Source organism: Streptomyces sp. NPDC102467 (genome assembly GCF_044765445.1).
Taxonomy (GTDB): Bacteria; Actinomycetota; Actinomycetes; order Streptomycetales; family Streptomycetaceae; genus Streptomyces.
Genome location: NZ_JBIWKA010000001.1, coordinates 59483 through 73044 on the forward strand (window position 1 = coordinate 59483; position 13562 = coordinate 73044).

The following is a 13562-nucleotide window of genomic DNA, read 5'->3' on the forward strand; positions in this document are numbered from 1 at the left end:
TTCGAGGTCGAGTGTGCGGGCGAGTTGAGTGAGCTGGAGGGGTGGGGAGAGCATGACCGCTTCCGTCGAGGTCCGGGCCGGGGAACAGGCCGAGGGCGAGGTGCTGAGGGCGCACGCCGAGGACGCCTTCGCGGGTGAACTCGCGGCACTGGCCGCGCAGGACGACCGGCAGCGGCCGGCCCGCTGGCGCCTTTCGCCCTGGGCCGTCGCCACATATCTGCTCGGCGGCACCCTGCCGGACGGGACGGTGATCACGCCGAAGTACGTGGGGCCGCGCCGCATCGTCGAGGTCGCCGTGACGACGTTGGCGACCGACCGGGCCCTGCTGTTGCTCGGCGTGCCGGGAACCGCCAAGACGTGGGTGTCGGAACATCTCGCGGCCGCCGTCAGCGGGGACTCCACCCTGCTCGTGCAGGGCACGGCCGGGACGCCGGAGGAGGCCATCCGATACGGGTGGAACTATGCGCAGTTGCTCGCCCACGGGCCGAGCCGGGACGCCCTCGTCCCCAGTCCCGTCATGCGGGCGATGGCGGACGGCATGACGGCGCGGATCGAAGAACTCACCCGCATCCCCGCCGACGTGCAGGACACCCTCATCACGATCCTCTCCGAGAAGACCCTGCCCATACCGGAGTTGGGGCAGGAGGTGCAGGCCGTGCGCGGGTTCAACCTCATCGCCACGGCCAATGACCGGGACCGGGGGGTCAATGAACTGTCGAGTGCGCTGCGACGCCGGTTCAACACGGTGGTGCTGCCGCTGCCCGCCAGTGTCGAGGCGGAAGTGGACATCGTGTCGCGCCGGGTCGAACAGGTCGGCCGTTCCCTGGAGTTGCCCTCCGCCCCGGACGGCATCGATGAGATCCGCCGGGTCGTCACCGTCTTCCGTGAGCTGCGCGACGGGGTGACCTCTGATGGTCGTACGAAGGTGAAGTCGCCCAGCGGGACCCTGTCGACGGCCGAGGCGATCTCCGTTGTGACCAATGGACTCGCGTTGTCGGCACACTTCGGTGACGGGGTGCTGCGTCCGTCCGACATCGCCGCCGGGATCCTCGGCGCCGTCGTCCGTGATCCGGCGGCGGACCGTGTCGTCTGGCAGGAGTACCTGGAGGCCGTGGTGCGCGAGCGGGACGGGTGGAAGGACTTCTACCGGGCCTGCCGCGAGGTGAGCGCATGACCGGGCCGCTGCTGCTCGGCGTCCGGCACCACGGGCCCGGCTCCGCGCGGGCCGTGCGCCGCGCACTGGACGCGGCCCGGCCGCGGGCCGTGCTGATCGAGGGGCCGCCGGAGGCCGACGCGCTGGTGCCGCTCGCCGCCGAGGAGGACATGCGGCCGCCGGTCGCGCTGCTCGCCCATGTCGTCGACGAGCCGGGGAAGTCGGCGTTCTGGCCTTTCGCCGAGTTCTCGCCCGAGTGGGTCGCCGTCCGCTGGGCCCTGGCTCACGGGGTGCCGGCCCGCTTCATCGATCTGCCCGCCGCCCACAGCCTGGCGATGAGGGACACCGAGGACGCTCCGGAGGAGGGGGCCGACAGTGATGACGTGCGCGTCGACCCCTTGCGCGTCCTCGCCGAGACCGCCGGGTACGACGACGCGGAGCGCTGGTGGGAGGACGTCGTCGAACACCGTGAGGGCGACGCCTTCGCCGCGCTCGGCGAAGCCATGGGCGCACTGCGGGAGTCGCATGGGGAGGGTGGCGACCGTGGAAACAGTGGGAATGAGGGGAACGGCGGGCGCGACCGTGATCTTGAGCGCGAGGCCCATATGAGGCTTCAAGTGCGGTCTGCGCAGAAGGAGTTCGGTGATTCCTTTGCCGTGGTGTGCGGTGCTTGGCACGTGCCCGCGCTGCGGCAGAGAACCACCGTCGCCGCAGATCGCGCCCTGCTCAAAGGGCTGCCGAAAGCGAAGGTCGACATGACCTGGGTGCCGTGGACCCACCGCAGGCTCGCCCGCACCAGTGGATACGGGGCGGGGATCGAGTCGCCCGGCTGGTACGGGCACCTGTTCAGCGTTCCGGACCGGCCCGTGGAGCGGTGGCTGACCAAGGTCGCGGGGCTGCTGCGCGACGAGGACAGGATCGTGTCGTCCGCCCATGTCATCGAGGCGGTGCGGCTCGCGGAGAGCCTCGCCGTGATGCGTGGGCGCCCGCTGGCCGGGCTGACGGAGACCACCGACGCGGTGCGGGCCGTCCTGTGCGAGGGCTCCGACGTCCCGCTCGCCCTCATCCACGACAGGCTCGTGGTCGGCGACGTCCTGGGGGAGGTGCCCGAGGCTGCGCCCGCCGTCCCCTTGCAGCGCGACCTCACCCGGCAGCAGCGCACCCTGCGCCTCAAACCGGCCGCGCCGGAGAAGGAGATCGACCTCGATCTGCGCGGCGACACCGACATCGCGCGCAGCCGCCTGCTGCACCGGCTCCGGCTGCTCGGCGTCGCCTGGGGCGAACCGGCCAGATCGGCCCGCGGCTCCACCGGCACCTTCCGCGAGACCTGGCGTCTGCGCTGGGAGCCGGAGCTGTCGGTGCGGGTCGCCGAGGCCGGCGTGTGGGGGACGACCGTGCTCGCCGCGGCGACCGCCAAGGCGCAGGGGGACGCTGTCTCCGCGACCGCCCTCGCCGACGTCACGGCCCTCGCCGAGCGCTGCCTGCTGGCCGGACTGCCGGACGCGCTGCCCGTCGTGATGCGCGTCCTCGCCGACCGTGCCGCTCTGGACACGGACGTCGGCCACCTCGCCCAGGCACTGCCCGCCCTGGTCCGCGCCCTGCGCTACGGCGATGTGCGCGGCACCGACACCCGCGCCCTCGCCGGGGTGGCCACCGGCCTGGCCGAGCGGGTCTTCGTCGGGCTGCCCCCGGCGTGCGCCGGCCTCGACACGGACGCGGCCGACGAGATGCGCGGGCACATCGACGGGGTGCACTCCGCCGTCGGCCTCCTGGAGGACGCCGCACTGCGCGAGCGCTGGCGCGCCGTGCTGCGCGTCCTCGCCGCGCGGGACAGCGTGGCGGGCGTGGTCCGGGGCCGGTGTGCCCGGATCCTGCTGGACGAGGGCGCACTCGACGACGACGGCGCGGCCCGCCTGATGGGCCTCGCCCTCTCTCCCGGCACGCCGCCGGACGAGGCGGCGGCCTGGATCGAGGGCTTCGTCGGGGGCGGTGCGGGCGGCGGCCTCCTCCTTGTCCACGACGAACGGCTGCTCGGCCTGGTCGACGCGTGGCTGACGGGGGTGTCGGGCACCGCGTTCACCGACGTACTGCCGCTGCTGCGCCGCACGTTCTCGGCGTACGAGGCCGGAGTGCGGCGTTCTCTGGGCGAACTGGTTCGGCGTGGGCCCGCGGCGTCGGCTTCCGCCGGGGCGGGCGGGGTCCCCGGGTTCGCCGATGAGCTCGATCCGGACCGGGCCGATGCGGTGGTGCCCGTTGTTCGGATGCTGCTCGGGGTGGGTTCGGGGGATGGCGGATGAGGGGTGGGGTGGTGGGGGTTGGTTGCCGGGTGCGGGCCGGTGGGGCTTCTCGCGCAGTTCCCCGCGCCCCTGAAATGCGCACTGCGTGCGCCATTTCAGGGGCGCCCACGGGGAAGTGCGCGACCAGCCACGACGAAGCCCGCGGCCGCGCTCCCGACGCACACCGCAGACCAGATGACGTATCAACAACCCCGCGGAGGCGATGACATGACCGGGACCACAGCCACCGACGACGAACGGCTCCGGCGCTGGCGCCTCGTGCTCGGCGGCGACGCGGCCGACGGCACGGGCTGCCAACTCGCGGGCGAGGACGCCGCGATGGACGGCGCCCTGACCGCGCTGTACGGGACGGGCCGAGGTGAGCAACCGGCATCCGGTGGCAGCCGAACCGCCGGGCTCGGGGCCTCCGCCCCGTCCGTCGCGCGCTGGCTCGGTGACATTCGCACGTACTTCCCGTCCTCCGTCGTCCAGGTCATGCAGCGCGACGCGATCGACCGGCTCGGCCTGGCCGCGCTGTTGCTCGAACCGGAGATGCTGGAGGCCGTCGACGCCGACGTCCACCTCGTCGGCACCCTGCTCTCGCTCAACAAGGCGATGCCGGAGACGACCAAGGAGACGGCCCGCGCGGTCGTCCGCAAGGTCGTCGAGGACCTGGAGAAGAAACTCGCCTCCCGCACCCGCGCCACCCTCACCGGCGCCCTCGACCGCAGCGCCCGGATCAGCCGGCCGCGCCATCACGACATCGACTGGAACCGCACGATCGCGGCCAACCTCAAGCACTACCTGCCCGAGTACCGCACGATCGTGCCCGAGCGGCTCATCGGATACGGCCGGGCCGCGCGGTCCGTCAAGAAGGACGTGATCCTCTGCATCGACCAGTCCGGCTCGATGGCCGCGTCCGTCGTCTACGCCTCCGTCTTCGGCGCCGTGCTCGCCTCCATGCGCTCGATCTCCACCCGGCTCGTCGTCTTCGACACGGCCGTCGTCGACCTCACCGACCAGCTCGACGACCCGGTCGACGTCCTCTTCGGCACCCAGCTCGGCGGCGGCACCGACATCAACCGGGCGCTCGCCTACTGCCAGTCGCAGATCACCCGCCCCGCCGAGACCGTCGTCGTCCTCATCTCCGACCTCTACGAAGGCGGGATACGCGACGAGATGCTGAAGCGGGTCGCCGCGATGAAGGCGTCCGGTGTGCAGGTCGTGACGCTGCTCGCCCTCTCCGACGAGGGCACGCCCGCCTACGACCGGGAGCACGCGGCGGCGCTCGCCGCGCTGGGCGCACCGGCGTTCGCCTGTACGCCCGATCTGTTCCCCGACGTCATGGCCGCGGCCATCGAGAAGCGGCCCCTGCCCATACCCGACGCGGCAGCCGAAACCGGTGGACCGGCGGCAAACCGGATATGAGTACCCATCGGTAACACGGGGCTTGCGCAGGCGCCCTCGTCCCATGCGAGGATCTGCGCACCGTGACTGCCCTGATCGCTTCTCCCGCCCCCGCCGCGCGCTTGCCGCGTGCGGTGCTGCGGCGGCGTGCGCTGCAACTGGCGCTGTTGCTGGGCGGGTTGATCGGGCTCGGTTACCTCTGTGGCGGGCAGGCCCACGCGGACGACGCCTCCGGTGCGGCCGTCGGCGCCCCCGCACCGCGTCACGTCGCGGTACGCGAGTCGGTACATGAGGCGGCGTCCGCGCCCGAGCGCAAGGTGCGTACGGCGCCCGGCCGGGTGTCCGGCGACGTGCGTGCGCGGGTCGCCGAACCCGTGCGGGAGAAGGTCGTGAAGCCCGCCGTCGACACGGTGCGCGAGGTGACCGAACCCGTGACCGAGCCGGTGACCGAATCGGTGGGCGAGTTGACCGGCCAGGTCGTCGGAGGCCTCGTCGAGAAGACTCCGCGGCCGCTGCCGGACGTGCCGCCGGCACTCCCCGCACTGCCGGAACTGCCGGGCATGCCCGGTCACTCCGCTCCTCGGCCCGTTCCCGCCGAGCCCGCGGAACCCGCCGCGACGCAGCCCGTCCACGCGCCCGCGGCCGAGCGCGGGAAGCACTCCGCTCCCCGTGCGCACGGCGCGGCGACGGCGGGCCCGACGGCGTACGACTCCGCGTGGCCCGGCGACGTACAGCGAAACGGAGTACGTCACGCGTCCGCGGCCCGGCACACCGCCGCGGCGCAGCCGGCCGCGCCGCACGCTCCGCCCCGCCCGGACGGCGCACTCGTGGCCGGTGCGGCCGCGGGTGACGGGAGTTCGACGCGCCACGGTGATCTGCACGCGGCCGCGTTCGGCAGCCGGGTACCTGTTCTGCTGCCGCCCGGCGCGCTCGCGTCCGGCGGTCCCGCGCCGGTGGCGGACCGGCATCGAGACATCCCCGAATTTCCCGGCTAGGGCAGCCCCTTCCCCGCTCGTGACCTGTCGCGCGGGGGCGGAACAGGTCTGCCCGACTCCCGGAAAATCGCCGGAAATTCGAAGGAACCACGTACGCATGAACAAGAACATTCGCCGCTCCATCGTCATAGCCGCGGGCGTCTCCGGCGCCTGGGCACTCGGCTCCGCCGTGGCCAGCGCCGACGAACTGCCCGCCCACTCGCTGTCCGTGCCGGATGTGGCCGCCGACGCCGTCTCCGACGTGCAGGACACGGCGTCGCACCTGACGCAGGGCGCCACCGACAAGGTCACGGCAAAGGTCACGGACCAGGCCGCCGGCACGGTCGCTGACAAGGTCGCTGACAAGGTCACGGACAAGGCGACCGGCCACGAGGTCACCGCCCACAAGGTCACCGGGAAGGCCGCGTCCACGGTCGCCGATGCCAAGGCCACCGCCACCAAGGGCGCCGCCACCAGGACCGCAGCCGCCAAGGCCCAGGTCAGGGCCACGGTCGCCACCGCCACCACTACGGCCACCCCCGCGCGGGACGACGTCGACTACCTCTTCGGCCCGCTGTCCACCTTCGCTGCCGAGGACGTGACCGCCACGGCCACGCCGATCGCCGACGAGACCGCCGCCGCCGTCCTGCCGCCCGTCGCCGCCACCGCCGTGCACGGCGTGCTGCCGGTCGCGGGCCGGGCCGTCGGTGATGTCGGCACGCTCGCGGGCGGCGCGGTCGGGGACGTCGCACCGTTCGCGACCGGCCTGGTCGGGCAGCAGGTGGGCCCCTTCGCCACGGGCGTGACCGGTGAGGTGCAGCCCCTGGCGACCGGTGTGGTCGGCACCGTCGGGCCGCTCGCGCAGGGTCTGGTCGTGGGTGACGTGGCGCCGTTCGCGGGCGGCGTCGTGGACTCCGTGGACCCCCTCGTGCAGACGGTCGTCGACCAGGTGCGGCCCGTCGTGCAGGGCGTCGGCGCCAGCGCGCACGGACTGGCGCAGGGCGTCACCGGCGATGTGACGCCGTTCGCGTACGGCGTCGTCGGTGAGAGCGTCGCCCCCTTCGCCCAGGCCGTCGTCGGTGACGGCGTGGCGCCCCTGGCGGGCGGCGTCCTCGGCGACGTGACCCCGTTCGCGCACGACCTGACCGGCACTGTCGTCGCCGACGTCCAGCCGCTCGCGGGCAACGCCGTCTCCGGCGTGCACGGCGTGGTCGGTTCCGTCGCGCCCAGCTACGTGCAGGGCATCTGACCGACGCCGGTGAGCCGGGGCGGCCGAAAACCATCGGTGTGACCTGGCCGACAGCCGGCGTGCGGGCGGGCGTATCCGTTGGGGACGGAACGCCCGTCCTGGGCCCCGTTTCGCGCATTTCCGGGGCTCTCGGGTGGCCTCACCGTGCGTACCCCCGCACGGTGAGGCCGCAAACGACCCGCATACGACCCGCATACGACCCGCGTACACCCCGCTTGCAAGCAGCAAACAAGTGGCGGACAGCGCGACAAACGGGACGCTCTGTGACCGGTATCACCGCTCAGGTGTGATCTGCGATTTAGAGCCCATCGCTGAGCGGCGATAACCTGCGAGACGGACATGCCGCGTACCGGCCACTGTGTACGCCTCGTACGCCTCCCTTGTGACAGCGGAGTCACGTTGCCCATCGCGGCACGCCCACGCAGGAAGATCGAACCGCGAGATCACTGATAGGGACGGACGCGCGTGGACCTGTTCGAGTACCAGGCGAGGGACCTCTTCGCCAAGCACGGTGTACCGGTGCTGGCCGGTGAAGTCATCGACACGCCTGAGGCAGCCCGCGAGGCGACCGAGCGTCTTGGCGGCAAGTCTGTCGTCAAGGCCCAGGTGAAGGTCGGTGGCCGAGGCAAGGCAGGTGGCGTCAAGCTTGCCGCCACCCCCGACGAGGCCGTTGAGCACGCCACCAACATTCTCGGCATGGACATCAAGGGCCACACGGTCCACAAGGTGATGATGGCCGAGACGGCTCCGGAGATCGTGGAGGAGTACTACGTCTCCTTCCTCCTGGACCGCACCAACCGCACCTTCCTCTCCATCGCCTCCGTCGAGGGCGGCATGGAGATCGAGGAGGTGGCGGTCGAGCGCCCCGAGGCCGTCGCCAAGACGCCGATCGACGCCAACGAAGGCGTGACCCCCGCGGTCGCGCGCAAGATCGTCGAGGACGCGAAGTTCCCGGCCGAGGTGGCCGACAAGGTCGCCGACGTGCTGGTGACGCTGTGGAAGACCTTCATCGAGGAGGACGCCCTCCTGGTCGAGGTCAACCCCCTCGCCAAGGTCGCCTCCGGCGACATCATCGCCCTCGACGGCAAGGTGTCCCTGGACGAGAACGCGGACTTCCGCCACCCCGACCACGAGGCGCTTCAGGACAAGGACGCGGCCGACCCGCTCGAGGCCGCTGCCAAGGAGAAGGGCCTCAACTACGTCAAGCTCGACGGCGAGGTCGGCATCATCGGAAACGGTGCCGGTCTGGTCATGTCGACGCTCGACGTCGTCGCGTACGCCGGTGAGAACCACGGCAACGTGAAGCCGGCCAACTTCCTCGACATCGGTGGCGGCGCGTCCGCCCAGGTGATGGCGAACGGCCTGGAGATCATCCTCGGCGACCCGGACGTCAAGTCCGTGTTCGTCAACGTCTTCGGTGGCATCACCGCCTGTGACGAGGTCGCCAACGGCATCGTCCAGGCGCTCGCGCTCCTCGAGGAGAAGGGCGAGAAGGTCGAGAAGCCCCTCGTCGTCCGCCTCGACGGCAACAACGCCGAGCTGGGTCGCAAGATCCTCTCCGACGCCAACCACCCGCTGGTGCAGCGCGTGGACACCATGGACGGCGCGGCCGACAAGGCCGCCGAGCTCGCGGCCGCGAAGTAAGGGACGAGGGACAGAACAGCCATGGCTATCTTCCTCAACAAGGACAGCAAGGTCATCGTCCAGGGCATGACCGGTGCCACGGGCATGAAGCACACCAAGCTCATGCTCGCCGACGGCACGAACATCGTCGGCGGTGTGAACCCGCGTAAGGCGGGCACCCAGGTCGACTTCGACGGCACGGAGATCCCGGTCTTCGGCTCCGTCGCCGAGGCGATCGAGAAGACGGGCGCCAACGTGTCCGTCCTCTTCGTCCCGCCGGCCTTCTCCAAGGCCGCCGTGGTCGAGGCGATCGACGCCGAGATCCCGCTCGCCGTGGTCATCACCGAGGGCATCGCCGTCCACGACTCCGCCGCGTTCTACGCGTACGCGAAGTCCAAGGGCGACAAGACCCGCATCATCGGCCCGAACTGCCCCGGTCTCATCACCCCGGGCCAGTCGAACGCCGGCATCATCCCGGGCGACATCACGAAGCCGGGCCGCATCGGCCTGGTCTCGAAGTCCGGCACGCTGACGTACCAGATGATGTACGAGCTCCGTGACATCGGCTTCTCGTCCGCCGTCGGCATCGGTGGCGACCCGGTCATCGGCACGACGCACATCGACGCGCTCGCCGCGTTCGAGGCCGACCCCGAGACCGACCTCATCGTCATGATCGGCGAGATCGGCGGCGACGCCGAGGAGCGCGCGGCCGACTTCATCAAGGCCAACGTCACCAAGCCGGTCGTCGGCTACGTCGCGGGCTTCACCGCCCCCGAGGGCAAGACCATGGGCCACGCGGGCGCCATCGTCTCCGGCTCCTCCGGCACCGCCCAGGCGAAGAAGGAGGCCCTCGAGGCCGCCGGCGTCAAGGTCGGCAAGACGCCGACCGAGACGGCGAAGCTGGCCCGCGAGCTCCTCTCGTAGTCAGCGCCTGTACGCAGATCAGTGGGCCCGCACCGGCACGGTGCGGGCCCACTGATCGTTCGCTCCGCTCGTTTCGCCTACTCCGCCGCGGGTGTGAGGCGTTCGGGGCCGCCGCTCAGCTCCGCCCGCAGCTGCCTGCGCAACTCCAGGTCCTGTGCGGTGAGCCGCTCGGGCCCGGTCAGCGGGGGCACTCCGCTGATGGGAGCACCGGGCGCGGGCACCGGCTCGTAGTGCGTCGGGGCCACCCGCACCGTCAGCGCCGTCGCGCCGACGATCAGGGTCGTGACGGCGATCGCGGTCCGCGTCCAGAACCGGGTGCGCTTCTCGCCGACACTGCGCACGAGCGCGGACTTCGGCGCGTCGAGCTTCTCCGCGCCCGCCAGCTCCGCAAGCCGCCGGTGCAGCTGCTCGGGGACGGCCAGCTCCGGCAGCCGCTCGGCGACGGCGTCGCGGGCGTTCAGGATGCGGTTCGCGGCGGCCGGCGTACTGGCCTCCGTCTCGGCGGCGGTCTCCGGCAGATCCAGGCCCACCCCGTCGTAGAGCAGCAGGGCGCGCCGGTGGGCGGGCGGCAGACTCAGGAGTACGTCGAGGAGCTTGCGGTCGTCGGCGTCGGCGGGCGGCGCCTCCGGTTGCCGGTGGGCGGGGCGCAGCCGGTGCCAGGGCGACACCGCGTACTCGTACGCCGCCGCGCGCACCCAGCCCGCCGGATCCGGATCGACGGCGACCTCGGGCCAGCGCTCCCAGGCCTGCTGGAAGGCGCGCTCGACGGCCTCGCGGGCGAGAGTGCGGCGGCCGGTGAGCAGATAGGTCTGGCGCACCAGGAGCGGGGCGGCGTGCGTGTACAGGGCGTCGAAGGCCTCGACCGGGGTCCTCGTGGCCGGCTGCTCCGGCCCGGCGGCGTGCTCGGGCGCGGTGGTGGCGTGCTCCGGCCAGGTGGCCCGTTCGCCGGGCGCGGCCGGTGCGATGTGCGCGACCGGCTCGACCTGGATGGCGCCCGCGGCCACCGGCTCCGGCTGCCGCGCACTGTTCTGGTCCCGGTTCCTGTCCCGCGCCGGGGGCCGACCCGTCAGGTCCGTCAGGAGTTTCGCGTACGCCTCCCTCTTACGGCCCCTCGGAGCGGTGCGGCCGGACTCCCAGGAGCGGATCGTCTCGCGGGTCACGCCCACCTTCGTGGCAATCTGCGCCTGGGTCAGCGACTTCGCCTCGCGGAGTCTGCGGCGCTCCTTCGGCGTCGGCAGTGGGGTCGCAGCGCTCTGCGTCATGGGGAACTCCACACACCCTTTCGCGCGAAAAAGTACATAAACGTATCTTGAGCGACACATCCATACTTCGCCTGTTGCGGGGCGAATGAGTGAGTCGTTGGGAGCATGGGCCGGTGACTCAAATGACCGGCCGTGGAGTGTCGTTGCCCCTGCTGTTGACCCGGGTGCGGGAACGATCGCCCGGACCCGCCGCCGGGGTGTTCGGGGGCGTCGTCGCGGCGGGGCTCGGGCTCGGCGTCTTCGCCGTGCTCGTGGTGGTGATGTGGATCAGCTCGCCCTACCCGGACAGCGGGCCGAGCGGCGCGCTGCACACCGCCGCCGCGCTGTGGCTGCTCGCGCACGGCGCCGAGCTGGTCAGGACGGACACGTTGTCCGGGGTGCCCGCGCCGATGGGTGTGACCCCGCTGCTGCTCATGGCCCTGCCGGTGTGGCTGGTGCACAGGGCCGCGCGGGACGCGGCGGACCCGGAGACCGACGGGGCGCAGGGCGCGGAGGCGCCGCCGCAGGTGCCCGCCTCCGGGGTGTGGGCCGGGGTCGCGCTCGGCTATCTGCTGGTCGGCACCGCGGCCGCGGCCTACGCGTCCGGCGGCGAACTGCGGCCCTCGTGGGTCAGCTGCGGGGCGCACCTCGTCCTGGTCGCCGTGGCGGCGGCCGGCGCCGGGGTGTGGAGCGCGCGCGGACGGCCGCGCGGACCGCTGCCGCAGGCGCTGCGCAAGTCCCTGGACGTGCTGCCCCAGGTGCTCGTACGGGAGGTTCTGCCGGTGGCCGCACGGGCCGCGGCCGCCGGGGTCCTCGCGCTGGCCGCCGGGGGCGCGCTCGTGGTGGCCGCGGGGCTCGTGTGGCACGGGGAAGCGGTGCGCGAGTCGTTCGAGCAGCTGACCGCGGCATGGTCGGGGCGGGTCGCGGTGCTGCTGCTCTGCCTCGCGCTGGTGCCGAACGCCACGATCTGGGGTGCCGCGTACGCGCTGGGGCCCGGGGTCGTGCTCGGCGCCGGGCACACGGTGGGCCCGCTCGGCAGCGCGAGCGGGCCGCTGCTGCCGGCGTTCCCGCTGCTCGCGGCGGTGCCCGCGCCGGGCGTGGGCTCACCGCTGACGTGGTCGGCCGGAGCGGTGCCGGTGGTGGCGGCGGTGACCGTGGCGTGGTTCGTGGTGGTGGCGGGTGAGGCGGCCGGGTGGTCGCGGGGACGGGTCGTGTACGCCGTGGGCGTGGCGGCCGTGCTGTGCGGGGCGGCGCTTGCGGTGCTCGCCGTGGCGGCGGGCGGCGCGCTGGGCGGTACGGCGCTCGCCGCGTTCGGTCCCGTGGGCCGGCAGGTCGGGCCGGCCGCGGTGGCGTGGATCGCGGGGGTGGGGGTGCCGGTGGCGCTGGTGGTGCGGTGGTGGCGCGGGCGGGAGTCCGCGGTGCGGCCCCGGATGACCGCGTGGGCCGCGTCGGTGGCGGCGCGGCGGAAGCGCTCCGCACCCGACTCCGCCGTCACTCCCGCGTCCGCTCCGGCCTCTGCCCCCGTCTCCGCTTCCGTCTCCGCTCCTGCATCTGCCCCCGGGTCCGGCTCCGTTCCCGTCTCAGTACCGGATTCCGAACTCGCCGACACATCAGGCGCGTTCGAGCCTTACGACGTCTTTGACGAAGCGTCACGCGCATCGCGCTGGGCGCTCCTCAGGGAAGAGGTGCTCCTGAGGGACGAGGCGCTCCTGAGGGACGAGGCGCTCCTGAAGGACGAGGCGCGCCTGAAAGAGGAGCCGACGCAGCCGCAGCCGCGGAGCCCGGAGCGGCCCGTCGGACCGGAGTCCTGACGCGCCGCTACCGCTTGCCGGTCACCCGGTGTCTGTCAACGCGCGCCCAGGAGGGGGCGGAGCTCCTTCGGGAGAAGGTCCTCGCAGGACTTGTTCGCCGCGTTGGTCAGGGCGTCCGCACGGCACTCGTAGTAATCGCTGTAGACCAGCTTCGCCGTGAACATCGACGCCACGAGCGCCAGCGCCAGCCCGCCCGTGACCAGGCCGCTGATCGCCGCCGTCGTCTGCGGACGGGTGGTGTCGGGGGCGGCGACGGCCGGTGCGGGGGCGTCCGGGTTCGGGGTGCGGGGCTGGGCCTTCGCGCGCAGGGCGCTGATGCTCCAGTACAGGGCGAGTGCGCCGAGCAGCAGGGCCACGTACGGCCAGGCGAACAGGGCGAAGAAGAAGCCCCACATGCCCGACAGGAGTGCGTAGCGCGCGCGGCGCTGGGCCGGGTCCGTCGGGTCCCAGCGCAAGCCGCCGGGTCCTGAACCCTGGCCGGGGCCCTTGCCGGAACCCTGGCGCTCGGGGCCGCCCTGCCCGCTGTCCCCGCTACCGGGGCGGTCACCGAACCGGCCGCCCTGGGCACGGCCCGGCTGGCGGTCGCTCCACTGGCTGCCCCAGGGAGAGCTGCCGTCGCCCCCGTCGGAATCCGAGCCCTCGGGGCGGCGCGGCTGCCAGGGGCGGTCGGGGGCGTCCTCGGGCGGCGGCGCGAACGGATTGTCCGCCGCGCTCTCCCCGGACGCCTTGCGCCCCTTGCTCCCCTTCGCCGCCTCCTCCTTGGACTCCTGAGGTCCTTTGGACTCCTTGGACTCGTTGGACTCCTTGGACGGCGACGGCGGCGTGGGTCGGCCTTCGCGCAGCAGGACAGCGCCGGCGGGCAGCGTGAGGCGAAGGCTTCGGTCCGGCATCAGGTGTGCGTCTT

At 72.7% G+C, this 13562-nt stretch carries 10 protein-coding genes; 8 read left to right on the forward strand and 2 right to left on the reverse strand.

The features are described 5' to 3' along the window. Positions 1 to 52 precede the first annotated feature (52 nt). The 7 genes from ACIREE_RS00230 to sucD all read left to right on the forward strand — a co-directional run bounded on the left by ACIREE_RS00230 (position 53) and on the right by sucD (position 9606). Positions 53 to 1174 carry an AAA family ATPase gene (locus ACIREE_RS00230; RefSeq protein WP_404144370.1) on the forward strand — a complete coding sequence of 374 codons (1122 nt, stop codon included), beginning with the start codon at positions 53 to 55 and terminating at the stop codon, positions 1172 to 1174. Further along, complete coding sequence (locus ACIREE_RS00235) at positions 1171 to 3450, forward strand: DUF5682 family protein (RefSeq protein WP_404144372.1); 2280 nt, start codon at positions 1171 to 1173, stop codon at positions 3448 to 3450. Before ACIREE_RS00230 ends, ACIREE_RS00235 begins: the two co-directional genes overlap by 4 nt. Before the next feature lie 207 nt (positions 3451 to 3657). Next, positions 3658 to 4857, forward strand: coding sequence for a VWA domain-containing protein (locus ACIREE_RS00240; RefSeq protein WP_404144373.1), 1200 nt, complete (start codon positions 3658 to 3660; stop codon positions 4855 to 4857). A 62-nt stretch (positions 4858 to 4919) separates the two neighbouring features. After that, positions 4920 to 5831: a hypothetical protein gene (locus tag ACIREE_RS00245; RefSeq protein WP_404144375.1), complete on the forward strand. Its 912-nt coding sequence runs from the start codon at positions 4920 to 4922 to the stop codon at positions 5829 to 5831. Between the two features lie 97 nt (positions 5832 to 5928). Beyond that, positions 5929 to 7059, forward strand: coding sequence for a hypothetical protein (locus tag ACIREE_RS00250; RefSeq protein ID WP_404144376.1), 1131 nt, complete (start codon positions 5929 to 5931; stop codon positions 7057 to 7059). 465 nt (positions 7060 to 7524) lie between these two features. After that, positions 7525 to 8703, forward strand: a complete 1179-nt coding sequence (sucC, locus tag ACIREE_RS00255) for an ADP-forming succinate--CoA ligase subunit beta (RefSeq protein ID WP_404144377.1) — start codon at positions 7525 to 7527, stop codon at positions 8701 to 8703. A 21-nt stretch (positions 8704 to 8724) separates the two neighbouring features. Continuing rightward, complete coding sequence (gene sucD / locus ACIREE_RS00260; RefSeq protein ID WP_404144379.1) at positions 8725 to 9606, forward strand: succinate--CoA ligase subunit alpha; 882 nt, start codon at positions 8725 to 8727, stop codon at positions 9604 to 9606. Positions 9607 to 9683: 77 nt separating this feature from the next. Here the strand turns inward: sucD and ACIREE_RS00265 are convergent, their stop codons facing one another. Further along, the gene (locus tag ACIREE_RS00265) at positions 9684 to 10868 is read right to left on the reverse strand and encodes a helix-turn-helix domain-containing protein (RefSeq protein ID WP_404144380.1); all 1185 of its coding nucleotides are present in this window, start codon (positions 10866 to 10868) and stop codon (positions 9684 to 9686) included. Positions 10869 to 10990: 122 nt separating this feature from the next. On the opposite strand from ACIREE_RS00265, the gene ACIREE_RS00270 reads away from it, so the two are divergent. Next, a complete protein-coding gene (locus tag ACIREE_RS00270; protein ID WP_404145266.1) occupies positions 10991 to 12658 on the forward strand; it encodes a DUF6350 family protein in 1668 nt (555 codons plus the stop codon). 35 nt (positions 12659 to 12693) lie between these two features. Here the strand turns inward: ACIREE_RS00270 and ACIREE_RS00275 are convergent, their stop codons facing one another. After that, on the reverse strand, positions 12694 to 13548 hold the full coding sequence (locus ACIREE_RS00275; protein WP_404144382.1) for a hypothetical protein: 855 nt from the start codon (positions 13546 to 13548) through the stop codon (positions 12694 to 12696). Positions 13549 to 13562: the final 14 nt, after the last annotated feature.